This is a genomic window from Planktomarina temperata RCA23, assembly GCF_000738435.1.
Classification (GTDB): domain Bacteria; phylum Pseudomonadota; class Alphaproteobacteria; order Rhodobacterales; family Rhodobacteraceae; genus Planktomarina; species Planktomarina temperata.
On the sequence record NZ_CP003984.1, the window covers coordinates 1,345,398 to 1,370,728 of the forward strand.

The 25,331-nt window shown below is 41.3% G+C and carries 15 protein-coding genes; 8 read left to right on the plus strand and 7 right to left on the minus strand.

The genetic code is table 11. From position 1 onward, the window contains the following. Positions 1-37: 37 nt before the first annotated feature. The gene (locus RCA23_RS06360) at positions 38-241 is read left to right on the plus strand and encodes a hypothetical protein (protein WP_044049603.1); all 204 of its coding nucleotides are present in this window, start codon (positions 38-40) and stop codon (positions 239-241) included. Here the strand turns inward: RCA23_RS06360 and RCA23_RS06365 are convergent, their stop codons facing one another. The 4 genes from RCA23_RS06365 to RCA23_RS06380 are packed head-to-tail and all read right to left on the minus strand — an operon-like array spanning position 242 to position 9,163. Further along, positions 242-793: an HNH endonuclease family protein gene (locus RCA23_RS06365; RefSeq protein WP_052377071.1), complete on the minus strand. Its 552-nt coding sequence runs from the start codon at positions 791-793 to the stop codon at positions 242-244. Then, entirely contained in the window at positions 775-2,178 is a 1,404-nt protein-coding gene (locus RCA23_RS06370; RefSeq protein WP_052377072.1) for an exonuclease domain-containing protein, read from the minus strand. Before RCA23_RS06370 ends, RCA23_RS06365 begins: the two co-directional genes overlap by 19 nt. Continuing rightward, on the minus strand, positions 2,178-4,151 hold the full coding sequence (locus RCA23_RS06375) for a transglycosylase domain-containing protein (protein ID WP_044049604.1): 1,974 nt from the start codon (positions 4,149-4,151) through the stop codon (positions 2,178-2,180). Before RCA23_RS06375 ends, RCA23_RS06370 begins: the two co-directional genes overlap by 1 nt. Then, positions 4,148-9,163 (minus strand): alpha-2-macroglobulin family protein, encoded by a 5,016-nt coding sequence (locus tag RCA23_RS06380; protein ID WP_081870915.1) that lies wholly within the window; start codon positions 9,161-9,163, stop codon positions 4,148-4,150. The genes RCA23_RS06375 and RCA23_RS06380 overlap by 4 nt, the downstream gene beginning before the upstream one ends. Positions 9,164-9,924: 761 nt before the next feature. On the opposite strand from RCA23_RS06380, the gene RCA23_RS06390 reads away from it, so the two are divergent. Next, on the plus strand, positions 9,925-10,377 hold the full coding sequence (locus RCA23_RS06390; RefSeq protein WP_044049607.1) for a hypothetical protein: 453 nt from the start codon (positions 9,925-9,927) through the stop codon (positions 10,375-10,377). A 53-nt stretch (positions 10,378-10,430) separates the two neighbouring features. Here the strand turns inward: RCA23_RS06390 and RCA23_RS06395 are convergent, their stop codons facing one another. Together RCA23_RS06395 and RCA23_RS16455 are read right to left on the minus strand one after the other, a co-directional pair. Continuing rightward, positions 10,431-12,095, minus strand: a complete 1,665-nt coding sequence (locus RCA23_RS06395) for a DEAD/DEAH box helicase (protein ID WP_044049608.1) — start codon at positions 12,093-12,095, stop codon at positions 10,431-10,433. Positions 12,096-12,100: 5 nt separating this feature from the next. Further along, positions 12,101-12,301, minus strand: a complete 201-nt coding sequence (locus tag RCA23_RS16455) for a hypothetical protein (protein ID WP_169701354.1) — start codon at positions 12,299-12,301, stop codon at positions 12,101-12,103. A 398-nt stretch (positions 12,302-12,699) separates the two neighbouring features. Here RCA23_RS16455 and RCA23_RS06405 point away from each other — a divergent pair, with 398 nt between their 5' ends. Together RCA23_RS06405 and RCA23_RS06410 are read left to right on the plus strand one after the other, a co-directional pair. Continuing rightward, a complete protein-coding gene (locus RCA23_RS06405; RefSeq protein WP_169701355.1) occupies positions 12,700-13,977 on the plus strand; it encodes a protein kinase domain-containing protein in 1,278 nt (425 codons plus the stop codon). Further along, positions 13,965-14,684 (plus strand): PP2C family protein-serine/threonine phosphatase, encoded by a 720-nt coding sequence (locus RCA23_RS06410; RefSeq protein ID WP_044049611.1) that lies wholly within the window; start codon positions 13,965-13,967, stop codon positions 14,682-14,684. Before RCA23_RS06405 ends, RCA23_RS06410 begins: the two co-directional genes overlap by 13 nt. Before the next feature lie 52 nt (positions 14,685-14,736). On the opposite strand, the gene RCA23_RS06415 is transcribed toward RCA23_RS06410, so the two are convergent. Then, complete coding sequence (locus RCA23_RS06415) at positions 14,737-16,875, minus strand: UvrD-helicase domain-containing protein (protein WP_081870917.1); 2,139 nt, start codon at positions 16,873-16,875, stop codon at positions 14,737-14,739. Between RCA23_RS06415 and RCA23_RS06420 the strand changes: the two genes are divergently transcribed. Genes RCA23_RS06420 through RCA23_RS06440 form a run of 4 tightly spaced genes read left to right on the plus strand, consistent with a single transcriptional unit; the run spans position 16,853 to position 25,182 of the window. After that, the gene (locus RCA23_RS06420) at positions 16,853-18,727 is read left to right on the plus strand and encodes a hypothetical protein (RefSeq protein ID WP_044049613.1); all 1,875 of its coding nucleotides are present in this window, start codon (positions 16,853-16,855) and stop codon (positions 18,725-18,727) included. The two genes, RCA23_RS06415 and RCA23_RS06420, sit on opposite strands and share 23 nt — an antisense overlap. Next, positions 18,724-20,019, plus strand: coding sequence for an OmpA/MotB family protein (locus RCA23_RS15965; RefSeq protein WP_052377074.1), 1,296 nt, complete (start codon positions 18,724-18,726; stop codon positions 20,017-20,019). Before RCA23_RS06420 ends, RCA23_RS15965 begins: the two co-directional genes overlap by 4 nt. Then, complete coding sequence (locus RCA23_RS06435; RefSeq protein ID WP_044049614.1) at positions 20,019-22,046, plus strand: EH signature domain-containing protein; 2,028 nt, start codon at positions 20,019-20,021, stop codon at positions 22,044-22,046. Before RCA23_RS15965 ends, RCA23_RS06435 begins: the two co-directional genes overlap by 1 nt. Positions 22,047-22,059: 13 nt before the next feature. Next, positions 22,060-25,182 (plus strand): DEAD/DEAH box helicase, encoded by a 3,123-nt coding sequence (locus RCA23_RS06440; protein WP_044049615.1) that lies wholly within the window; start codon positions 22,060-22,062, stop codon positions 25,180-25,182. Positions 25,183-25,331: the final 149 nt, after the last annotated feature.

The window sequence follows — 25,331 nt, forward strand, 5'->3', positions numbered from 1 at the left end:
GTCAGAGAGATTTTAAGCGACCTATCTGGAGACCTAAATGAAAAATTTTCTTACTGCCGCTGTAATCAGTTTAAGTGCAATGTCTGTTTCTGCGGGTGGCATGCCCGAAGAATTGGTCGAACCGACTAAAACCGTTCTGGAAACTGTTGAGCCGGTATCTACTACCTCAGATACAGCGACTGCCCACCCTTTTGATCAGTTGATGCATTTTGTCTTCATGGCTTTTCTTGGAATTGTTTGATCAATCACAATATTGCTGCTGAGCTTTATTTATCAATTGAAGTTCAGCGGCACTTTGACTGAGACCATATAATTTAACCACCCGCTGGAACCTTAATATATATTGGCATCGAAACTGTATATTCGGTGGTAGCCATTCAGCTGGTCCAGATGCGGATTTCTGGCGGTTTACACTTTTTTCAACTGCAAACAGATTGATTGGATCATTTGAAAACTGTCGACGCTGTTTTGAAGTCCAAGAATGCGCTCCTCGGTCCCAGCTGTATTTTAGGGGAACCAAGTGATCGATATCTAGCAAACGGCTCTCATAGAACATTTTGTCCGTATAGGGATCAAGCCATCTACCTCGAGTAACCCTGCAAGCATTTTGTGAAAAACTGACAACAGCCGTGGAAAGGTCTTGGAGAAGTTCGTGCCGCATATTTTGGCAATCACGGTCTGTATCAGACCAGCCACCAAATAGATCTCTATCATATTTAGGAATTTGGTCGCTGAAAGCAGTACCTGCAGCCAGTATGGTGAATGTGACGAATACTAGAAGTCGACTGAACATCCCTGAGCCTTTATCCGATTTCGGTAGAATATCCTCATTTCTTCCAGCAGGATTTCATCAAAGCCTTCTTTTTCCAACTCACTGAGCTGTTCGTGTACGGATGCTATTGTTGCCCATCTAACATTAGCTTCACCAGCAGACCATTTATCTGCTAGGTATTCTTGCACGACATTTTGATATTTATCATCCAAGAGATGTCCTGCATTAAATGCTACTAGTCTGCGACCCAGTTGCTGGATGCGTTCGTCTTGAACCTCGCCCAGAAGGGTTAAGCGTCCTGTCCAATTGCTTGTTTGGAATTTCTGAAGCAGTTCTTTATCTTGATAGGAATAGAAACCAGCGAAGATCTTTTCTTCAACCAGTAGATCTATGTCTTCCGCTTCAGAGTATTTGTTTTCCAGACATTTAGATACCATCGCCTGAAAAGCTTCATTACCTTCGATAACAGCACAGATATGGTCCCATTCGAAGTTTTCGGTGGAAGCGGGTCTTATAGTGTCCCCCTGATTTAGCCTCAAGGATCTTATCCGTTGTGGGCTTTTGGTCATTGCTTCTATTATTTCTCGCTCAGTCCCGTGAATGAGGTCCATTGAATTTGATTGATTGAGGTCGAAAAACCCCACCATATTTTTGTTGTTATGAGGGATCCCACAAAAACACCCGGTATATGTCTTGGGCGCATTGCCCCCAAAACGCAGTGTTACATCTACTGGTTTAAAGCTCTTTAAAAGCCGCAAATTGCGCTCTTTATCACGTGCCTCAAACAGCTTTTGATAAAGATCCGGCTTTTGAGTCCTTATTTTATCAACAATGAAAATCGTTGCCTCAACATCTCCAAGGGCGTCGTGCGCATTATGAGCGTGAAACCCATTCAAAGGCGCAAGTTGATCCAATTTGAAGCTCACTTTGCCTTTGTCGTTTAACGGCCACTTTAAGATCTCTGGCGCTTCAGCATGGACGGCAAAGATCATTTTCATGACATCCAATCTTGTATTGTCGTGAAACTGGGTCGCAAAAATATTTGGTTGAAGGTTTTGGTAAAACATCTGCCTTAACATGGCTTCGTCAAAAGCAATGGAATTGTAGCCAATCCAAATTGAAGGTGCCCATTGTTCCGTAAATTTTTGAATGGTTTGCGCAAACTCAAACGCACTTGGCAGGTTGTTATTCTCCAATTGGCTTGGCCTTACCCCTGTAACCGCTAAAGCCTTTGGGGATGGCAGTATATGCGGAGATAACTGACAACGAATATCGACCCGTTCGATTTCGTTTAGTTCAAGATCAGTAACGATTGCAGCGAACTGAAGGGGCTGATCAAAAGCTGGCGAGATGCCGGTCGTCTCGAGGTCGTAAAATACAAACTTCGTTTTACAAGATTGATCCATTAATTCTCTTCCTTCTGGAATTCAACGAAAAACTCGTTTGTTTGTGAACATTCAGAAGATTTTGCAGTTAGTCTTTGGATACCAGGTTCTAATACCTGAACTTGCTTTTGAGATGCGTCAAATTTTTCAGCATTCAAATACCAGTCTGCAGTTTGCGAACCGATCACTCGAATTATAGCATTATCTGATTTAATCCATGCACCGTTCTCAGGATAATCAATAAGTGTTGTGCAGACGATGCCTGCTTCAGGGAGAGAAGCCCCATTAGAAATCTGGAGTTTTGGTACTTCCGGTGATTTGAGGCCGAGGGCTAAGCCAATTTCATTTGAAAGTGGGAAGGCGGCATCTCTACCAGTTAATATTTCTGTTGGCTGGTTGTCTGGAGTGCCAAACCAGGAAATTACTACGTGGGATTTAAAGATCTGAATGCTCCACGCATCATGCCTAGCAAAAGAGGTTCCAGTTTTAAACGCAACCCGCTCTCCATTAGGAAGATTTTGTATCAAAAGATGCATTATTTGTTTTGCAGCCCTAATGTTTAAAAATTTGGCATCTTGGTCACTGATTTTTTGACTTTGATTAGGACTGAACGAAATGTGTCTGCTCGTTCCAGGATCAATCGCTATCAGGTATAGGCTCGCAAGCTGTTCGGCATTTAAATAAAATCCGCCAACAGCCAAGCTCAATCCTGCTTCCCTATCTGAGGTGACAGGTGCGTTGATTAGATTTTTAATTTCAGATTCAAAAATTCTTGGATTAAGCTTTTCTAAAGTGATTAAGGCTGGGATATTTAAAGACCGTAACAAGGCTTCTTTTAAGGTTACTTTTCCAGAGTAAGTATTATCAAAGTTAGTCGGATTATATCCGCCACGGTAAAAATTAGCGTCGTTGAATACTTCATTAAATTCTATCAAATTTCGCTGAAGCGCCTTGCCGTATATCAAGGGTTTCAAAGTTGAGCCAGGACTACGCACAGCGGTCAAGAAGTTATTGGCGCCCTTCCGTTCTTCGGATCTATATTCGCTTGAGCCTACGTATGCTTTGACGTTGCCTGTTCGTCTTTCAACAATAAGGGCGGCAGCTTGTATGGGGGCGGGAAACTCCTGGATTTTTGTTTCTAAAATGTTTTGAACTTGTTTTTGCCACTCTTCGTCTATTGTCGTGTTATTTCCCTGTAAAATGAAACCAGTGAGACGGTCAGCAAGATGAGGTGCGTATGATGCGGGCTTAATTAATCTAGCTGGTAACTGTTCCACTAGAGCTTCGTTGAAAGCGTCATCATCTATATTCAGCCTGCCTTGGATTTTGTTTAGAACACCGATTTTAGCTGCATAAGCGTTGTCGGGATATCTATCTGGACGTCTGCGTTCGGGAGATTGTGGAAGTGCTACTAACAAAGCGATTTCGTTAAGTCTCAAATCTTTTGGAGGCTTTTGAAACCAGGCCTCAGACGCTGCACTAACGCCCTCAATATTGCCACCATAGGGCGCAAGCGTGAAATAGGCTTCAAGAATAGCTTCTTTGCTCCAGTGCGCATCTAGTCGGATAGCAGCAAGCATTTGTCGCAGCTTTGCCGTAAAAGTCCTTCTCGCTAAATAGGGATCCATTAAGCGAACAGTTTGCATAGTTAAGGTTGAGGCTCCGGAAGAAATTTTACCACTTTTTAGATAGTCAAAAACCGCTCGCCCTAATGCGAGTGGATCAACACCATGATGTTTCCAATAGCGTTGATCCTCGTACGCAATTAGGGTTCTTATCAAATCTGGATCTAATTCTGATAAGATCACCCTTTCCCGCCAAAACCCCTTTGAAGTTAATCGCAGATTCATGATCTGACCAGTTTCAGATCGGATGACTTGGGATGTTTCGCTAAACCTCCCCACTTCGGGTGGTTGTAGAATATAAAAACACAAGCTTCCCAAACTTGCCGTTGCTACAAAAATAGCGGCGTATATTGTTCGCCATCCGATCATCTAGAGGAAACGATGCTTTCCGTGATTTCAGATCTACCATTAACCTCTGGTGCATACATTTCCTCAACAACTGCATCTGGAATAATTGCATTAGTTTCATATGCGGCTCGCACAGTGTAGCGAATGTAGGCAAAGGAATTTCCATGCCAACGAGACTGAAAATGAGCTATGAAACGATCATCCATTTCAGCGGTGTAAAAAGCTTTTTTACCCATATCAAAATCAAGTGTTGCTGATAAAACCCCATCTACTTTTGGATCTGCTAGAACCGCTTTTTCAATTTCAAATCCGGCTGGCAAAAGATCTGTTAGTAAAAGGTCTGATCCACTGCCACTTTTGGTCCGATCAATGGAAATGACAACCGTATACAAATCGCCCTGTTTGGCGGGTAGAACGCCTGATTTGAGATCAACGTAATCACCGTTTCTATCATACCACCATTTTTGAACCTGATAGCCATTGTCCTGCGCTTTTATTCCCCGCCGTTTCCCCGTCGACTTTACATTCAAATAAAGTGCGGAAGACGCATTGTGAGAAATTTTAAAACCGTCAGTGAGTTGTTTCAAACTAATTGGCAATGAACCAGTTTCGTCGAGCTCGTATTTAAAGCCATCTAAACTTACTGCGGTTCCAGAAAGTGAGCGCTCTTTATGCTTTTGCAAAGTGACTAATTTAGCATTCGAGTGCGTTGATCTGTACTGTCGCTGAGCCAGATATTCATGCGTATTTTGAATAATGGTCTCGAATACAGGAGCCAACTGGTCAGATGACAAATCGGTCAACAAATGGGCATACGCTATGGAAGATTTGCTCCATAGATTAGAAAATTGCGGTTTTTCTGTCGAAATCCATGCGCCCGAAATTAGTTGCAGTACTGGTTCTTGCGACGTCATTTGTCCAAGTGCAAATCGAGCGTTATCGGAAATTTGAAACATTCTTTTTGTATCATTTAGATTGGCAGCAACCCAATATGCCAACACTAAATCATCGACCTGCATTGCAGAATTGTTTGATGAGTTCGTAGTTTGCATAACGTCACTTTGCAGTTCTTGATCTATTGAATATCTCGCTCTCGAAGTAACCTCGTAACCTGCTTTTGCGAGCAGACCATAGCTGTATAATTTGGTCTCGGCGTCCCGAAAGCTTGTTCGGTAGAGATATTCCAAACCGTTTTCAATTGCGGCCTTCACTTTTGCCTTATCACTTGCAAAAGGTAACGTTTTTTGAAGGGTATCAACGGCATACGGTTGAAATCTTTCGTACACGGCTGAATTGCGATCCCAATAGCCAAAAGCGCCAGATAACTTTTGCTTTGCCATTAAGTTATCAATCCCAATTTGAATTTTTTTGGTCGTTTCTTCAGTAATACCGCTTACTTGAGATAAGGCTATCAGGCCTCTTGTTTTAGAAGATACTTGTTCAACGCAACCATATGGGTAGCGATTAAGGTCAGCTACGACTTGTTGGAGGTTCATGCCCAGCGATGAGGTCAGACTAACCGAGTACTCATTTCCGGGTTCAGCCAAATCTATCAATGAAGACTGATATGGTTGCACTTGCACACTGCCAAGGCCAAGCCAATTTTTCTTCTCTAATTTTGTGGATGAAATCTCGGTAACTGGGTACGAACTTGAACGAGAAACGATACTGTAGTTTCTGGTGTATTCCTGCCCGCCCGCCATTACTGCGACACTGATTGGAACTCTGCCTAAGCCTTTTGCTGAAATAGGAAGCTCCAGTTTGTATGAGTTGGTCTCGGGTTGCGAAATTATAGAGGTCGTTTTTATATCAAAAACCCGTGTTGTTAACTCAATTGGACCTTTGAATTCATTCCATCTGACATTGAGTTTTGCGACAACATTATCAATTGGAGTTACAAATCTAGGCATCGACACATCGATACTGACTGGATCTTGAACTGTTATAAATTCTTCGGTGAATCCAAAGCCTCTATCATCGATGCTAAAAGCCACAACCCTTAGCTTACCCTCCCATTCAATTGTTGGCGGGAAGGTAAATTCTGCTTGTCCGTTTTGGATATCGAGCAGGGGACTTGCGTATGTTACTGTCTTGAAGAATTCAGATTTATCAGCAGCGGCAGCGGCGGATAACATATCCCCATCACCGCCAACTCGGAGTGTAGAAAGATCTGAGTTTTGGGAGATGAGTTGTCCAAAATTTGTGAATACCCCAAAATTTAACGCTCGCTCACTCAAAAAATGGTCTTTCAAATTTTTGTTTTGGTAACCGGTTAGAGCGTGTATGCCTTCATCAATTACAAATATTTTAGCAGTCCCGGACTTTGACTGCGAGCTCAAGGCAACTGTTATTGGCGTAGCGCTATCAACATCTCTAACAGAATTAATTTTTAGGCTTACATTACGCTCGGATGATACGTTTGAGACCCAAGTTTTGCCTATAGATATTTGCGGTAAATGTTCAGAACCCTTTTCTATAGGACGCACCAAAGACGCTAAGAGGTGCGCTCCAGGCTCTGAAATATTCGGCAGGGGTATCTGCACCTCGAAATCACCTTTGACCACAGATACAGTTTCCAGAGAGACAATATCTTGATCAGCGACTAACACAGACAAAGTTCCAGAATATCCTGCATTACCTCGTAAGATCCCGTTTGTGTAAGACAGGGAGAGTTCTTCTGGCTCCGAGGCCGGTTTAGCATCGGCTCCCCAACCAGAAAAGAATTCACTTACTGTTTTGAACCCGGCTTCGTTGGATACGGTAATTTCATAGCGTCCCCAATCGAGGGGAGTTCTTACAGTGAGTTGTTTGCCGGAAACGATACCAGCCTCTATGACCTCAGTATCTACCCGGACCCTGTTCCAGCGCCAGCCACTATTGTAGAACCAATTGTAGTCATAATAAATTTTTCGGACGCTATAAGAGACGTTATCAAAGTCGAGAGGTTTACCTGCTCGAGTTACGTTTACGATCGTAAACGATGGAGTAGAGCCCTCATCAATGTACGTTTCAAAGTCTTTTCTGATGCCGACGTAGCTGCTTATTGTATCCAGTGGGATATTTAGCCGAGCCGTGTTTGCTCTACCGCCAACGTCAAAAACGGTACCATCGATTGAGACTTCGTATAGACGAGACGGATCTGTATCAAAGTCGGTTAGAAGCGTTGCAGCCATTTTGCCTTCCAAATCTAGCTCAGACTGAAATTCGTTTAACGCCGCTGTGGTTGAACTACCGACATTGCCAAACACAAAATCTTCTAATTCTGGCACGCCTATGTTGTCGGTTGTTTTAACATAGGTCGAGATTTGTGCCTTCATCCCTCCCGTAGGACCCCCAGAGTAGTAATCTCCAGATAATTGAATTTTTTGAGTACTGTTCAGTGACCAAATTTCATTGTTGGTTTGTAATTTAGGCTCGATAGTCAGGGGCACAAAATCTTCAAGTCTGATAACATGGTTGGCAAGAATAAGGTCATCTACACTCTTAATTTGGACAGTATACTGCCCAAGTCTGTAGCTTTGCCCAAGGTTGAGATCTGCCTCAAAAGCCCCATAACTATCTAATTTAAGGCTTGCCCTTTTAATTTGATTGCCATTTCGATCTACCAAGTGAACATAAAGCTCATCACTTCCAATAACATCTAGGTCTAATTTCCGGACTACGCCGAAAACGGAAACCGTTTCGCCAGTTCGATAGATTTCACGATCGGTTGTTACATAAACGTCTTCGAGATTTTGTTTTATTTCACCACCACGAAGGAACTTAGGCTTTTGCTTGAGATCGGGCACTTGCAAGATACTAGTCCCGAATTTGTCAGAACTGACGACAAGATATTCAGGTGTGAATCCGCCTGATCCAGCGAGCAAATTGTTGGATACGCTTAATCTACCGCCGTCAGTGGTTGTTCCTTTGAAGAGTTCTCGGTTGTTGCCGGCAATAATTTCAACGGTGGCGCCATCAATCGGATTGGTATTTTCAAAACTTTTAAGAAGGATGTCAGTCTTATTGAGTCCACTAAATACTTGTACCGAGATATCTGAAATCGAGAACCATTGTGTTGGTTGATTTTGGTAGGAACGGATTTCAATGTCTGGTGATGTGAATGTTGCAACAAATACACCTCTCTCATCGGCGCTTATCAGATCAGAGAAATTTAGATTGATGCTTTGTTTTTTGTTGAGTGGACTATCAAGTTTTATAGTCTTTTTAGTGAGAACGTCTCCCCAGTAATTGCTGAGACTGTCAACATCGTAACTATCTAAAACATTAAAAATGGAACTGTACGAAGTCAGTGAAGCCAGATCTACCCTGTGCAACGATATTTCGATTTCATTAACATTAACGTACTCTAAAGGAATAACGGCATTCTCGGCATTGGTAAGAATGGTTTTAGAACCATCAACGGTTAGTTTGGGGCTCATGCTTGGCGTTTTCACTTGAAAGGAAATAGGCTGATCCAAAGTAACCGAGTATGACTGTCGCTTAGCTTCGAGACCTGGCAGCAATGTGATTTGGTACGATGTGGAGTGATCTAAGCCATTGACGCAAAATTCACTCTGATTGTCTTGCCAGGAAAAAATGTCTTCTGGCTTTGTAACTGTATAGCCGTCGACGATGCTATTATTTGCTTTGACTTCAAAATACATTTGATAATTTTCATTGGCGAAGGTCAGGCTATTGCCATTATTTTGTGTAGTCATGGTTGTGCATATGGAGGCGTTATTTCCCAAATCCGAGCCACGTGCGGGGTATGTCGTGAAGGCTGAGTTCGTTGTCGGTTGATAGAACAGTGCTGCATCTGCATTAAAAATGCGATCTTCGAAAGTGAATGTTGCAAGCCTACCGCTTGGGGAAATTGACTGTGAGACATCAATGGTGCCTAAAAAATTTACTGTTGAGCCAGCAGGTATCGTGGTCGAAGAGTTTACCACAATATTTTCAATTGAAACGTGTCGTCCAAAGCTTTCAGAATGCAATAATGAAGGAAGCATCAGCGAAACCACTAGGATTAAACATCTAAATATTTGGCCCATAACATTTCCTATTTTTTGCAGTGATTGGCAGTCTGATTACTAACCTTCAGGATCACAAAAGCACGTTAACTGAATAAATTCCACACGTGTCATTCCTATACTAAAAATTTTGCTTTAATGCTTACCTTAATCCAGGTGGAAAAGTATTTGATCCAGAACAAAGTCGTTAGTGCTTTCGTATGCGTCTGATGCTGGCAGGGTAATTATTATTGTAAACAAGGTTAACGCTAGGAAGCTGGCGACCCCCATTCTGATAGCGGTCACTCTTTGATGATTTAAAAAAGCGTCATTCGATGTGAAGGTTCTGGTATTTGAAGGATAGGTTATTTCGGTTCCACAATTGTGCCTTTTTTTATGAGTGTCCTGGTTTGGATCATGTTTTGCCTTGCTCATTTCATATCTCCTGGTTGCCCCGATGGTGACGAGGGATACGCACCACCGGGGATTTGTGAACATTGTCGAGGGGAGGCGGCTCGACGTGTTCTGCTCGACAGGATCTTGCTGCATCCTGTGCAATAGCTTTTGCTACAGGCTTTCGCATTAAATTTGAGGTTTCTATGCAAATGCTGTGATTTGTTGTGCATAAAATATGCAGACGTGGCTGGTTTAGTCAGGGCTGAGCCCATATCATTGAGAGTTAGTAGAAAAGTATGAAGGTGATCTAGACGAAGGCCAACATTCCGAACAAGGTGAAATGATTAAGAATGGCGAAACCTTTATAAGTGAATATAGAAATAGTAAGTTTATAAGGTAGGTAAGTTATGGGTGTTTCGTGTAGAATATGTGGAGCAAAGACTGAAAAATCAGGACATTTGTTCACTTGCCAGAATAAAGCTTGCGGTGGTGTTCATTGGGATAAAGGCAAAATTAAAACTATCAAAAAAGCTTTGAAAGCTGACCCTGAATTACTTAACCAAGTTCTGAACGATGCTAATGTCCCTGAGCCTATAAAAGGTGGCAATTCCCACTTTGTATATGTGTTGCGTTTGAGAGGTGAACTAAACGCAGTTTACGTTGGTATGACAGGGTTACACCCTTATGCACGTTATTTGAATCACGTACGGGGTTACAAATCTTCTCATCATGCCAAAAAACGTGCGACGGCTCTGATTTCTTACGAAGGCCCAATGCTACATGCTGATGCTAAGGAACGTGAACCTAAGTTGGCAGATGAGTTACGCCAAAAAGAGTTCGTAGTCTATGGTGGCCATTAACCTTAGGCTGAACTGAAAAATTCAAAATTTTGGCGGAAACTTAAAAGCCTGGGTCAATCCGTTCCTTGTTCGGCGATGATATCTATGATTTTTTGTTTATTTAACTTAAAAGTAATATGTGCCGAGGCCTCATAACGGGTCAAAGAGAAATCCAGTTTTAAATGGTTTTCCAAAATTGAAATCTGCTTCTCTGTCGGTTCTTCAGTCAACCATGCTTTGGTTTTATGAGCTGCATCTTCGGTTTCGTTCTGGTTTAACCAATCATCTGCAGCGGCCAATGCATTTATATGCTTTCCAACAGACAAAACTTTGGGATTCACGCCCTTTTTACCGCCAATAGAATACCAGTGTCCTTGATAGAAGAAGACGCCTCCCCAAGCATCAAAGCCTGCTGAGATGAACGCAGAATGGTCCGAAAACAAATTTACCCATTCAAAACTTGAACGGTTCAGTAAGTTGATCTCCATCATCTCTATGGACGATACTAATTCTGGTGTATCCTTGTCTCGTTCTGTGCGGAAATCGTAACCACACATTGGACATTCTTGGGAGGCCAGTGGGACGACTGCGGCGCATTCTGGGCAAGTCATTGTGAGTGCAACACCCTCAGTTTCAACACCGTCTAAGCTCACATCTTGTTCTAGCGTTCCGTGCAGTATGGAAGAAGTTCCAAAATCTAAAATGATGCAGTCGCTTTTTATGACTCCAGGATGTTGTTCTGAGTTGACTGTTCTCAAACCCCTTCCAACCATTTGGATCATGGTGGATTTAGCCGAACTTGGGCGAAGTAATACGACACAACTTGTTGGGGGATGATCCCATCCCTCGGTCAGGACTTGCACATTAACAATCACTGTTACATCGCCACGAGCGTAGCGATCTAAGATATTTGAACGATCGGCGCTAGAAAGTTGTCCAGTGATGGTTTCGGCTAGAACATTTCTATTTCTGAATGCTTCGGTGACTGCTTCTGCATGCTGCACGGTAGAGCAAAACACAACTGTTTGTCTGCTTTCACCCTTTTCGAGCCACTGATCAACCACTGCATTATTAATAGGGCGTTGGTTCATAATTTGATCAACAGCGCTCATATCAAAATCAGCGCCAGATTTTTTCACACTCGACAGTTGGTTTTTGACCCCTACGTCAATTACAAACGTTCTTGGCGTAACAAGATGACCTGAACGGATCAATTCTCCCAGAGAAATTTGATCTGATACTTGAGAGAAAACCTCTCTGAGGCCCTTGCCGTCGCTTCTATTAGGGGTGGCTGTAACTCCAAATATTATACAGCTTGGGTTTAAAGCTAGAGCGTGATTTATAACCGTCCTGTAAGAGTTTGCAGCGGCGTGATGAGCTTCATCAATGACCAGTAGATCGATTTTCGGCATGGAGCTGATATTGTCGGACGCAAATAGGGTTTGCACCATGGCAAAGGTAACTTGACCACTCCAGTCTTTGGTTTTTGAGTTATAAACTGAGGTTGCGATAGATGGGTTTACCCACGAAAACTTTGTTTGATTTTGTTCGGTCAACTCGTCTCTGTGTGCAAGAACAAGCGTTTTCGCCTTGGTACCTGTTATGTACTGGCCAATAATTTCCGAAAACAAAATGGTTTTACCTGCTCCGGTAGGAGCAATGCCAAGGGCGTTTCCATTAGCTTTTAGAGCAACAAGGCTGCGTTCAACGAAATCTTTTTGGCGTGGCCTAAGTAGCATTTAAGTTACTCCCTCATCCACATGGGTGAACTGACCGCCGCAGTAAGTTTTGAAGTCAAGTCAGTCTGCCGCAATCGTGGGGAATGAACTTCGATGTTACTGTCTTCGGGAATAATTACTTCGTCTATTTCATTTACCTCGTAGCCTTTATAATCTTTTGCAATCTTGATTTTTGCTTGAAATTTGGAACCGTCTAAATCTTTCAACGATTTTAAACGCCGGCATCTTAAGGCCTTCTCCGAATTTTCGTTTTTGGACAAAGCATGTTTTGAATTTAAGATGTTTAAAATTAGTTCTCGGCCTCTTTTGCGCCACCAAGGCCCCTTTGGGCTTTTCAAACCAATCCGTATTTCAAATTTTTTACCAATGTGTCTACCTTCAGTGACTGAGCACTCTGCCCGAATATACACAGACCCAGTTTTTGATATCGTAGCTAACCCATTGGTCCAACCTTGTGATGGGTCACTGTGGCCTCCAGGTAATATGATAAGCCTGAGGAATACGACCGTGCCAGAAGGTATCAAATTTCTATTTCTCGACATTTGCCTAATCTGATATGTTAGCTTTAATAAGTCTACATTTTTTTGGTCGGATGGTGCGAATTATGTCTTCAATTGTGACATTTGAAAAACTTTATATGTCCGTTCCTTTTGAAGATAAGGATTGGGCAAAAAATAATGGCTTTAAGTTTGATAGGATGGCAAAAGCTTGGTATCTGCCTCCTGGTAAAAATCCATTAGAATTTAAACAATACTGGTCATATCTTGAAAACACATACCATGATCGTCACGAGTTGAAAAAGAGAGGCTGCCGTTTCAATTCTAAATTGAAAAAGTGGTATGTTCCTTCGGATTGTCAGGAACCATACTATGAATTTGTGAAGTGGTGGCCTGAAAGCCTGAAGCAATTCGTGTTTAATGATAAATTTATTATCGAAGACTATATCTCTAAAACGGGCCAATCTGAAATGTTTAAAGCCAGAAGTCTCCATGATGGGGAGTTTTATGCTATAAAGTATTTTTTAGGTGATGTTGCAAATTTTTCTAACGATGCTCATCGCAGGGCTATAGATAGCGAAATCAATGCTTTGCGAAGTTTAGAAGATCATCCGAATATTTTAGAAATTGTTGAGTGGGATCAAATTGCGGACAGCTCTCGATTTTATATCGTTTCGCCTTGGATGCCACTTGGAAGCTTGGATAACTACATAGGGCGGACAGAGTCCGAGATTGCCGACCTGATTTTTAGTGCTTTCAAAGGGACTTATGATTTAAACCTGCAAGACATTCCAGACGATGATTTAGAAGATAATTTAGATACAGAAACGGATGTTTGGCTTGATGAACATCAAATAATTCATGGTATTTTAGATGGAATTGCTCATGCGCATGCAAATAACATTCTTCATCGGGACATTAAGCCAGGCAATATACTTTTAGATTGGGTAGATAACGAGGTTGAAAGTGCCAACTTTGTGCCGTTGTTGTGCGATTTTGGTACATCTAAAACTTTCTCACGTGATACAATCAAAGAGAGTGAACATACAGTGGTCGGCCTGAGAACACGGCCGTACCGGCCTGAATTCATCGCATCTTCAGCGCAAGGTAAAAAAGAAATTTCTCATCAAAAAACATGGGATTTATTCGCTTGGGCTATAGTAACTATTGAACTAATGGCGGATCGATCAGTAGATTCATCTGAGGAAGCATTGGAAATTTTAGATGCTGAAATAGCGCCTAAACTTGATGAAGCGATTGTGAATCTCATTAAATCTGCATTGTCGTTTAACCCAAATCTAAGACCCCACGACACTGACGATTTTCGAAGAAAATTAAACAAACTTACCGAACAGCGTAAAAAGCGGCTGGCATGGACCAATTAAGCCTGTCCATAGATGCGTACACGCAGCAGGGCTTGCGCAGATCCATCAATCAAGACTGTATTGGTATAGGAAGCTGGCGGGGTGGAGCAGGGGGCGGCACAGAACTCTCGTTAAATTATCTGTGTGAACAAAAATCTGAACTATTTTTGTTAAGTGATGGAATTGGCGGACACGATGATGGAGAAATCGCAAGTCGATTCTCCGTCGATAGCATTTTTGAATTATTCCAAAGCCAAGAGGATTTTGACATATTAACGGCGATTTCCATAACACATGACAAATTAGTGAATATTGGATTAGGCTCATTACGCCCTTTAGGTGCAACGCTGGTGGGATTAATTTTTACAAAAAACTTGGTCACAATATTTAGTTTGGGCGACAGCGCTTGCTACCACTTGAACGGTGACAAGCTGGTTAATTTAACAGAGGACGTGAAATCATCAAAACCGCACTTTAATGTCATTGAGCAGTGCCTTGGTGGAGGGATAACAAAACCAAATCCTAGCATAGTGAAACGAAAATTCAAAATTGGAGATGTATTTATACTAACATCAGACGGTGTAAGTAATTGGGCAGATAAAGAACAAATAAAAATGACCATCCAATCGAAACAGTTAAGCTTTAGTAGAAAACTGTGCTCGATTGCAAAAAAATCTGGCAGCAATGATGATCTGTCAGCAGTGGTAATAAAAATAAAATCTCTTTGATTGTAGTTACTTGTTTCTAGAATTATGGGACGACTCGTGACCTTTCAGTATTTTATGCAAGATCATAGAGGTATTTGCTGCCAGCTCCGACACCAGTTACCAATAAACTTTCTCGAGCTCGAGTACAGGCTACATAAAGAAGTTGCCGCTCAGTTCTTTCTATCTCTTCAATGTCTGCTTTCTCGGTAAATAGCCGCATCCTTTCATGCAGTGGTAAAGCGTCCTGATCACAAGCTATCACCGCAACCGATCTAAATTCTAAGCCTTTAGCTAGATGCATCGTGCCATAGTTTATTGAGCTATCATCACCGTCTAATTTATAGTTCAGGACGACCCCAGTGTTTCCACTTTTTTTAATAGCGTTCAGAGCTCTTTTATATTGATGCTCTGTCCTAACAAACACCCCAATTTCTGTAGGAGCTATACCCTCAGAAATTTGTTTTTCTATCCAATCTGAAACAATTTGTGCCTCGCTTACCTCATCGTCATTTAGAATAATTCTTGGTAGTTCACCTCTGAAAATTGATATTGTACCTGATCTATCTTCTGCCTGGTTATCACCATCTTTAATTTTCTTTGGTAATAACAGGTCCGCTTGCGCTCTAATCTGCTGGGAAGTTCTGTAATTGACCTTCAGGATATTTGATTTCCCCCTGACGTCCACGCCAAGCGAACTCCACGAGAATGGCGCTCGGAAAATTCTTTGTCCGATATCGCCTGCAAAGAACAATCCATTGGACTTTTTGCCGTAATGTCTAGCCAAAAAAGAGAGCTCGGCAGAAGAAATATCCTGAGCCTCATCAACAATTACGTGATCGTATTGGGCAACTTTATCATGTGCTAAGTTTAACTCCCTAAAAATGCGTGACCATGTGGTTAACTTACGCTTTTTCAAAAGCAGCTTAGTTTCTTCAAAGATTAGCCATAAGTCTTTTCGTTGATTGATGCCAAGTTTTGACTTTCGACCTAAACGAGAAAGGTCCGTGTATTCTTGTAATGTTTCAATACCCCAATCATCAATTACGTTGTCCCATTCGGACAACAGAAAACCGTTTTCATAATTCGTGACTTCGGCTGACTGAGCAGATCTCTGAAGAAAGTTCACAAGCTGAGTTTTGGACACAATGTTAGGGTTTTGCCCATTTCTTTTCAAATGTGCAGAGGCAAGGCCCTCCAAATGAAATACATCTATTTTATCTAATGCTAATGGGTCTTTTGCTAAAAGTATCTCAAGTTTCTGCTGTAGTGCAGCTGCAAGAGTTTTTGTAAAAGTGCAGAGAAGTATTTTTTTTGTTGGATCTTGTTTGTGCAGATAGGCAGCTCGATGAAGTGCAACTATTGTTTTTCCCGTGCCTGCTGATCCAGAGACACGTGCTGATCCATTGTATGATAGCTCTGTGAACTTCTTTTGCTCTGGATGTAAAAAGACGGTCCATTTATGCCACGGAAAATCAAGCGCTGCATGTAAACCAGCCTCGTCTGATACCAAAGCAAATCGCCTTCTTGCATCCGGATGGTTCAAACCCAATTCATCCTCCAATTCGATGTCTTGGGATGTGGGTGTCGGTAGAACTAAATCGTCTTCAGAAATTCCTCCTGCCGCATATTCAATCAGCTTTTCTGATGCCTCTGCTGGAAGTTTTTCAGTGAGTTCAAAAAACATAGATTCATCGCAAGTTTGTACATGAAAAACGAACTCTTCTGGGACACCAATTGCAGCTAATTGTTCTTCATCAAGTTCGGCAAATAACTTATCAGGTGCAAGAGTGGCTGATGAAGTACCCCAGATATTAGTATCTTTACTGGACTCCTTGACCTCAATAATTTGAGCGGCTCCGGTTTTGGGATGTTTTCGGATGACCCTATTAGCGGCCCATTTGTAAGCATCATCGTGATGATCAACGTATGTCAGCATTACTGATTTGCCAGATTTATGCGCAATTATACGAATATCTGAGTTTACTCTAACAGACCAAAAATTATTATCTTTTGCTCGATCTAACCTATGAAATTGGTTTGAATTACCTGAGATGTTCAATTGAATGTCAAAAGCTTTGGCCTTAACGATTTTTTGCTCTTGGTTAGTCAAGTTCTCAAGGCTCTTTTGAAATGTTTCTGCTATTCTGAATTCCATTTGTGGTGTGTGCTCTGTCCTAAGAAATTTCGCTTTGGCTGATGACAAGCGTCTCATTATGAAATATTTGAGTCAAGTAATAGGAAAGATGGTAGGTGCACTAATGGAATTCATTCAAGCTATTGGTTTGCCCGTAAAGAAAGCAATTTTGTGGTTGGCTGGTGTTTTAACCGAAAGTAACCTTGATACGTTGTCATCAGAAAAAGGTGCTGCGCCTGGTTTTGTTGCAGCATTACTTTTTGTCTTCCTGATTATTGGAGTACTTATTTATTCGTTTCAAGTAAGACGAAAAAGCCAAGCCATTTTGTGGCTTTATAAACTTATAAAAAGTTACGAAACCCCCCAAGAATTTACGCAGAACATAACAGATATTGACATAGAAGTTAGAAAGCGTTGGGGGCAAAACGCTTATGATGAATTGGCACGTGGTTGGCTAGAATATAAAGAAACCCTTGTACTATATGGAGAGGGCGATAGCCGTCACCTTCGCAATTCTGTGAGGCCGGCAACATTTTTCAATGCTGAAGACCTTAATTTCACTCCTGGGTCTTGGAAAATCGTACCTGGTTTATTCGTTACGATTGGTTTGTTTCTTACATTTTTGGGCCTAGTTGCTGCGCTGGATAGCTTAAAGGTTAGTGGAATGGATGCTGCGCAGCTCAAAGCTAGCCTTCAAACCTTGCTAGAAACGGCCTCTGCAAAATTTGTTATGTCGTTAACTGGATTGGCCTGCTCGATAATTTTTACTATCAGGCTTCGCACCGGTGTTTCGCAAATCGAGAATAGATTACATGAATTGGCCAACCATACTGAATTTCTTCTGAAATTTATATCTCTGGAAGATATTGCATCGGATCAACTCGCAGCGATCAAGGAACAAAAAGAGCATTTTAGAACTATTGGTTTGGAACTCGTTGCCGAGTTAGGTCGGCCGCTCAAGGAGGATCTACCAATAACGATTGCACAATCGATTTCTGACGCAATGTCTCCGTTAATCTCTCAAGTTACTGAAGTAGGAACTGAGGGTGTCGGAGGGATGGTCAGTGATTTATCTGAAAAGTTTTCAAAAGATGTAAGCGGAGCCTTAGAAAGTGCCTCATTAAGCATTCAGGCTGCTGGAGATAAAATAGACCAAAGTTCTGCTAACATAGGTGCTGAACTTTCATCTTCGGTATTGGCTCTTAAACAAATGATAGATGAGGTTCAGGGAAGCACCAGGGAACGTATGCTCGATACTGGGGAGGCGCTTGCGAGTAGCTTTGGCCAAACTGCAAATCAAATTACAGAGCAAGCAAATTCCCTTTCGGACACGCTCATTGCACCATTGAACGATTTGCAGGCAAAAATAGCCATTCTAAGTTCTGATATTTCAGAAAGTGGCGCCCAATTTAAAGTAATGTCAGAAAGTGTTAAACTTGGTGCAGATGCGACGCAAAAAGCAGCTTCATCTTTCGAGAAATCTGCGCAAGATTTCTCAAAAGTAACGTCACCCATCAATCGTTCTATTGAGCTTATTGCTGGGTCTATTAGTGATTTAGAGGACTCCACAGCGAATGTTAATGATACCCTGACGGAGGGTATAAAGCAGCTCATGGCATCTAGTGAAAATGCATTGAATTCCGCTGTAGAAATAATCAGAGGTGAACAGTCCGCACTGGAGAATGCGCTTCAAGGAATGCAAGATGTTATCGAAGAATTTAGAGGGCAAGGTGACCGTCTGGACGAGTTGGACGAAAAACTTGGCGTAGCATTTGAAACTTATGCCGAGCATGTTGAAAGTCAGCTTGAAGAGATGAAACTTCACGCAAGAGATCTTACAGAACGCTTAACTCCTGCTTTGGACAAAATGCGTGAGGTTGTGGAGCACGCAGAGCAGTTTATTCCAGAATCTGGAGTTCAGCGTAGATGAGGTCCCTTGGACGAAAACGCAGAGACGAAGACGAAGAGGAGTCTGTCTTTGTTCCAATGACGGATATGACCGTTTCATTTTTGTTTATTGTTATGATTTTACTGGCATTCTTCGCCGTACAATTTACGGATGAAGATAATGTACCACGTTCGATCTATGAGGAAGTTGTTTTAGAGCGTAATGGTCTGATCGAGGAGGTGAAGCGCTTAAACATAGAGATCGATAAGCTGGAAACGTTGATAAAAAAACTTAAGTTAGAGAATTCAAATTTAACAAACCAAAATACTGAGCTCACTGCAAAGAATTCTCGTTTAGATGGTGAAATTAAAATTGCTCTCCGTAAAATTTCTGAACTTAAAGAAGACGTTTCCTTGTTAAAGGCCGATTTAGCGCAGGCAGATGAAAAAATCAAATCTTTAACTCTAAAAAACAATGATTTGACAGATCAGCTTCAGAAGCTTGAAGATGAAAAGAATGATTTATTAAAGGTAATCGATCAAAAGGATGAGTTGCTCAGATCAAAGGATGACATAATTGCCTCTCTAGAACGTAGTGTCAAAAATCTCAATGATCAAGTTACTGTAAAAAATCAAAAAATTTCTGAATTAGAGCAACAGCTAGAAGAGCTTAAGGCAAAACTAAAAGATGATCCGTTAGAAGCTTATTTGATTGAGTCACAATATCGAAGAACGGCCATCTTATCTGAAATTGAAAGAAAACTAAAAATAGAATTCCCGAATATTCTAGTAGAAGTAAGTCCGGAGAATGATGCGTTGAGGTTCAAAGGTGATGGATTGTTCACATCTGGATCTAGCCAATTAAGCTCATTAAAAAGAAAGATTGTTGAGAAGGTTGGAGTTCTGGTCACGGATGCAATTGAGTGCTTTACGATAAATCCAAAAGAGCCTGACTATAAATCCTGCAATCCAGATGGGATACTAATTGAAGCAATCCAGATTGAAGGCCATACCGATAATACTAGGTTCGTAGGAGCAGATGGCAGAGATAGGAATATTGAGTTGTCTGCTAAAAGAGCGACATCAGCATTTTTTGCAATGAAAGACGCTAAGCCTAACCTGCTATCCTATCAAAATTTGAAAGGGCAGCCTGTAATATCAATCGCTGGATATGGGGATATGCGCCCTGTCAACATTGACCCCAAGATGAAGGCTGAAAATCGTCGTATTGATCTACGATTGATTATGTTCACTCCAGTAAGCAGAGATCAGATCAATATTATTCAAAGGCGGATCAAAAGTGATCTTGAAATCCTTCTTGAGGAGGTAAAGTGATGTCTCTTAGCGAAGTTCTAATTCGTCGTAGCCAACCAGCAACACCGTCATCTGTACCAAATACCAACTATGTGGAGTCAGCAATCAATCGAATTTTTGATCGTTGGCCAGACATTAACCCTGAGGCACGAGAAGAAGATCACGAAAAAATTTTATTACAATTAAATGATATTATTTTTAAAAACATCTGGGAAGATGTTAAAATATCGTTTGTAATTTCGGGTTTCAATATTGCGTTCTTGGAAAGGTACAATAATAGACCTGATGTGCAGGTTATTACAGATTTTGCATTTAATGAATTGCGAGCAACGACGAAGCCATCAATAGTAAACGCACTGATGCGTATCTACTCTTCCACTTTTTCTTTGGGCTCTGAAAATACGAAAAAACTTGGAGAGATGCTAGTATTAAAGACTGAATTATTAAGTCAAAAATGGAAAGGCATATTATATGAGTTTCCCGATTATCTTTTACCACAGCAAGCCCCTGAAACTATAGCGGACTTTATGTTATTGAGAAAAACTCCTTGGGTCTCGTTAAAGCAGGCTGGCTTTAATGATCCATTTGCCTCTGGCATTATGGATTATGCACATCAAGCATATGTGGCTAAACTCGCTCCCGATCTTAAAAATCTGGACAATATTAAACAGCTGTTCGAATGGCTCATTCCAGAGTCAGGAAAGGTTAAGGCTACCGGTAATGTAATCGTTGTTGAAGCTCTCATTGATCATTGGCTGAAAGAAACCCCGCCAGAACCACTTCGCCAATACATTACCGAAAATTTAATTCTTCTTTACGACGATCCAAGAATACGACCCGAGCGTTGGAATGCAGTAGAGCAAAAATATAAAGATGTAATTTTTAGTTGGCTCACTAAAGAAGATCTACGTTTTTTCACTTCAGTGGTTACTGCGACCCAAAAAGAAGAAATGTGGATTAAAAGGCGAGATTTCTGGCTCAAACTTTATGACGATGAGTTGGTAGATCAAGCTTGGGTGGCATTCTCACCTAAAGCAGAACGCTATGCTCGGCAAAACTTATCTTCCGGAAAGTCAGATTTAGGCGAAACTAGATTTGCTAGACAAACAGGCAGATATGGAACAGAAACATCTCTTCTTTTCTTGAAAATTGGGAATAAAATATTCGTCGATGGTTGCCATAATTATAAAACGCATGTTTGGAATATATCAGATAGAGTAGCGCCGAAATTATTTAAATCCTGGTATCATTGCGACGCAGATATTATGCGTAAGTCCCCGGCTTCAAAAAGTCATAGCCATATTCCGTCTTGGCAGAGCTGGGTAATGGAAAAAATTTATGCCACAGTGCCAAATTCGACCTACAAACCTGTGAATTGGGATGATCCAAGCCGCAGTTTTTCAAACCGAAGTATGGAACAGCGAAACGCCGCTACCGACGGCCAATATGAACCTGCTCGGGTGAGACGAAGTTTTGGAAACAGGTCTAACCAAAACGTCGAGGCAGCTTACAGTCCAACACTAAGAGCGCAAGGCTCACAGTCGGCACAGGCCAGTCAAAGTGAGCCTATGCATCACAGAAGACCAACTCTCGAAAGTTTCGATATCGACAACCATTTGATGGTTGCTGAAGTCAATAAATTGCAATCGGTATTTAGCCAAAATGATTACAGCTCTTTTAATTTGAGAAGTTCAATAAGGAGGGTACAGAAAGGCCAAACGTTGAATACCTCAAATAAAAAAGAATTTGAAAATTTATTTACAGAGAGTGTGATTTCTGCTGAAGATTATCCAAATTTGAGTAGATTTTTAAAACCAATATTCAAAGAAACTTCTGGACATGGCGCACTAACACTCTGGCAGCCAATTATTAATGAATTAGTCAACGCAGCCAATCAAAATAGGATATCGATATCCCCAAATGCGAAAACTGCGCTTGGTAAAATCAAAGAAGGTGAGCAGAATTTGACCCGAACAGATATTAACGCTTTTGAGAATTTCTTACAAAACTTGCGGGCAAATAAGGTGAGTATAGATCAATTCTTATAAGTGAGCACAATTCATGCAAATAGAGTTCAATTACTCCAACGAAGGCGTAATCATTAATTTTTTGGGGATCCGTAAAGGATTTCTCAAGTTTTTTCTCAGTAGCACTATTAAAACTAGCCTGTCACAGTTAAGTAAAGAAGATCAAAACCTTGCTTTAGCGATAGCGGATCTAAAGTTTTGCGCCGATAACATTCAATCTCAGTTGGATATAAGCGAGGATAGGCTTCAATTTTCGCACGAGGTAGCTGCGTCAATATCGTCTCAAACTGCAAAAAAATTAGGCCTGCCACCTATCAGTCACCTCACCTTAGAAACTGACGTTGTTTCAATTCCTGGTCATGATAGTTTTCAATTAAAATATAACTGGTCATTAAATGGTCAAAAGCAGAACCCAAAAAGAATAGGTGCTATACTGCAAACCTCTGAAGGCTTGAGGCGGATTCCATTTTGGTTGCTTCAAGCAATAGATTTAGCTGAAACAGAGTTAGCGCAGAAGTCTTTAGAGCATCATTGGCACCAAATGGCTAAGTTTCGAAAAGCACTTGAGCCGGATTTTGATACAGCACACAGCTCGACTAGTTCGGTCGAAATGAGTCAATTTTTATCAAATCTTAAGGTGAAGATTTCAGATGGTTTCTCGATACTGCCAGATCAGGATGAAACCACTGGAAGCTTTGAAGTTATTCCATTTTCAAACCAACATATTGACGATCAGTTAATCAGCTCGGAAACAACAGTAACTGTTGCCATGAGTGAGCTCGATCAAGATGAACTGCAAAACTTTCAAGATCGGTTTGAGCGCAAAGGTTCTTTGAGCGCTTATAAGATTGGTGATGGAAGCTACATGGTGGTAGAGCCATCTTCTAAGCCAGCACTTGATGTTATGGCGAATATGCAATCGGCTTCTATTGAAGAAAGACGGGAGTTTATCAAAAACCCCCGCTTAAAAATTAATGAAGCAATTGAAAGTTATCTAAGTAAGAACGGTAAGTTAGACGGATTGTCGGATGCCCAAAAAGAAGAAACAATTGAGCAGGCCTCATTTCCCGTTTTTATTGAGACGGCAGAATATTCTGAACGTGTCACTGGTAAGACAGTTTATATGGGGAATTCACTACCTGGAGGTGATGGATCTGCAACAACTTGGCTACCGGAGATTTTTGATGAACCTCAACGAGACTTTTTAAAAGATCTACCAATCAATGATCTAGAGGAGGTTAAGTCAAAATTAAAGACAGCGGTCGATTTAGGAAAAGATATTATTGTTTTTCGAGGTAACGAAATACCAGCATCTGAAGCAAGCATTGAAGCAATAAATGCGCTTTTGGCCTCAAAGGAAGATACAGAGACTCATCCCGCTGAGCCTTCAGAAGTTCCAGGTGGAGATACAGCAGATGGGCCCATAATCTTAGATGTTGAAAATAATTTTGAGCAGTTGAAATGGAGAGCAGAGATTAGTCCCAGATCGGTTACAATTCCGATGGCTGCACCAAAAAATATTACAACGCAGCTGAGACCGCATCAGGAAGATAGTTTGGATTGGCAGATAAATGCTTGGGAAGCCGGTTTGCCGGGAGTTTTAAATGCAGATGAGCAGGGACTGGGAAAGACTCTGCAAACACTTTCATTTCTGGCCTGGATGAGAGCGCAATTAAGTAGTGATAAAGAAGCCAAGGCAAAAGGTCCGGTTTTGATTGTTGCTCCAACCTCGCTTCTAGTAAATTGGGAACAAGAAGTAGAAAACCATATGAGCAGTGGAGGTCTTGGCCAGTTGGTGAGACTCTATGGCACCGCAACGAGTGCGAGAAAACGTATTGGTGCTAATGGTTTAGATACTAAAACTGGTGAAGATTTATTAGATCTTGATTTCTTGATTGAAGCCACCAAACAGGGACAAGGCCATACATTTTGGGTTCTAACGACTTACACGACACTGACAAACTACCAACATTCATTAGGTCGTATCCCTTTCTCTGTAGCGGTTTTTGACGAAATCCAGGCCATGAAAAACCCAGGATCGTTGCGGGCTTTTGCAGGTACAGCTATGCAAGCGGATTTCCGAATTGGATTGACGGGAACGCCAATTGAAAATTCCACAAGTGATCTTTGGGCGATACTAGATCAGATATCCCCTGGTCGATTAATTCCACTCAGTAAGTTTAGACAAGAGTTTTCAGCACCAAATCAAGACAAGATGCAAATGTTGTATGAACTAATTTTTGAAGATGTTGATGGTTTGCCGCCTATGGCAATTCGTCGATTAAAGGATGACGTTGCAACAGAACTTCCTAAAAAGAAAAGAATTTTGCACGCTGAGGCGATGTCAGAACACCAAGCCACTTCATATGAAGAAGCGAGGGGCAAATTAGTAACTGGAAAGAAAGGCGCAGCCCTTAAAATGCTGCATCATATTAGATCTGTATCGGTACATCCCAATATCTCCTCAGAACTTATCGCTGATGAATATATAAGCTTGTCTGCTCGGCTAAAGTCTACCTTTGAAATTCTTGATCGTATTCATTCAAAAAACGAGAGAGCTTTGGTTTTTATAGAACATATACAAATGCAGTATCGGTTCATTGAGCTATTAAAGGCTAGGTACGATTTAGAAAACATAGACCTAATAAATGGAAAAACACCGATTAAACAACGCCAAAAAATAGTTAACCGGTTTCAAAGTCATTTGAAAAATGATCGTGGTTTTGATGTTTTAGTGCTAGGTCCAAAGGCTGCAGGAACCGGTTTGACGTTAACTGCCGCTACTCATGTCATACATTTATCGAGATGGTGGAATCCCGCCGTTGAAGAACAATGCAATGATCGGGTTCATCGCATTGGACAGACAAAACCTGTAACAGTTCACGTGCCGTTATCAGTGCATCCAGAATACGAAGAAAAATCCTTCGATTTGCTACTTCACAGCCTAATGACTTGGAAGAGAAAATTGGCTAGTTCTGCTCTTTGGCCAATGGGTGACACAGAGGCCGACATGCAAAAACTGCAGGAGTTACTCGGATCAGAAGCGACTTCTAAGGGCGACAAAGATTTCGTAAAGAATTCGGTTATCAAAATGTTTGAGCGAGATGAAGTTGTTCCTTTGGAGATAGTTGACGATAAGACATTTGTTTATGACTAAAACTCTACTGCAAATTTTACTCTATTCAGGCTCTAACTTGATACCTGAATTGAACCTCCGTGCGTAAAAACTGCATCCGCAATTTCTTTTCGGTTCATTTTTAATTGAAGGCGGTTTAAATTTTGATATTATATTTGCGTTGCAAATCT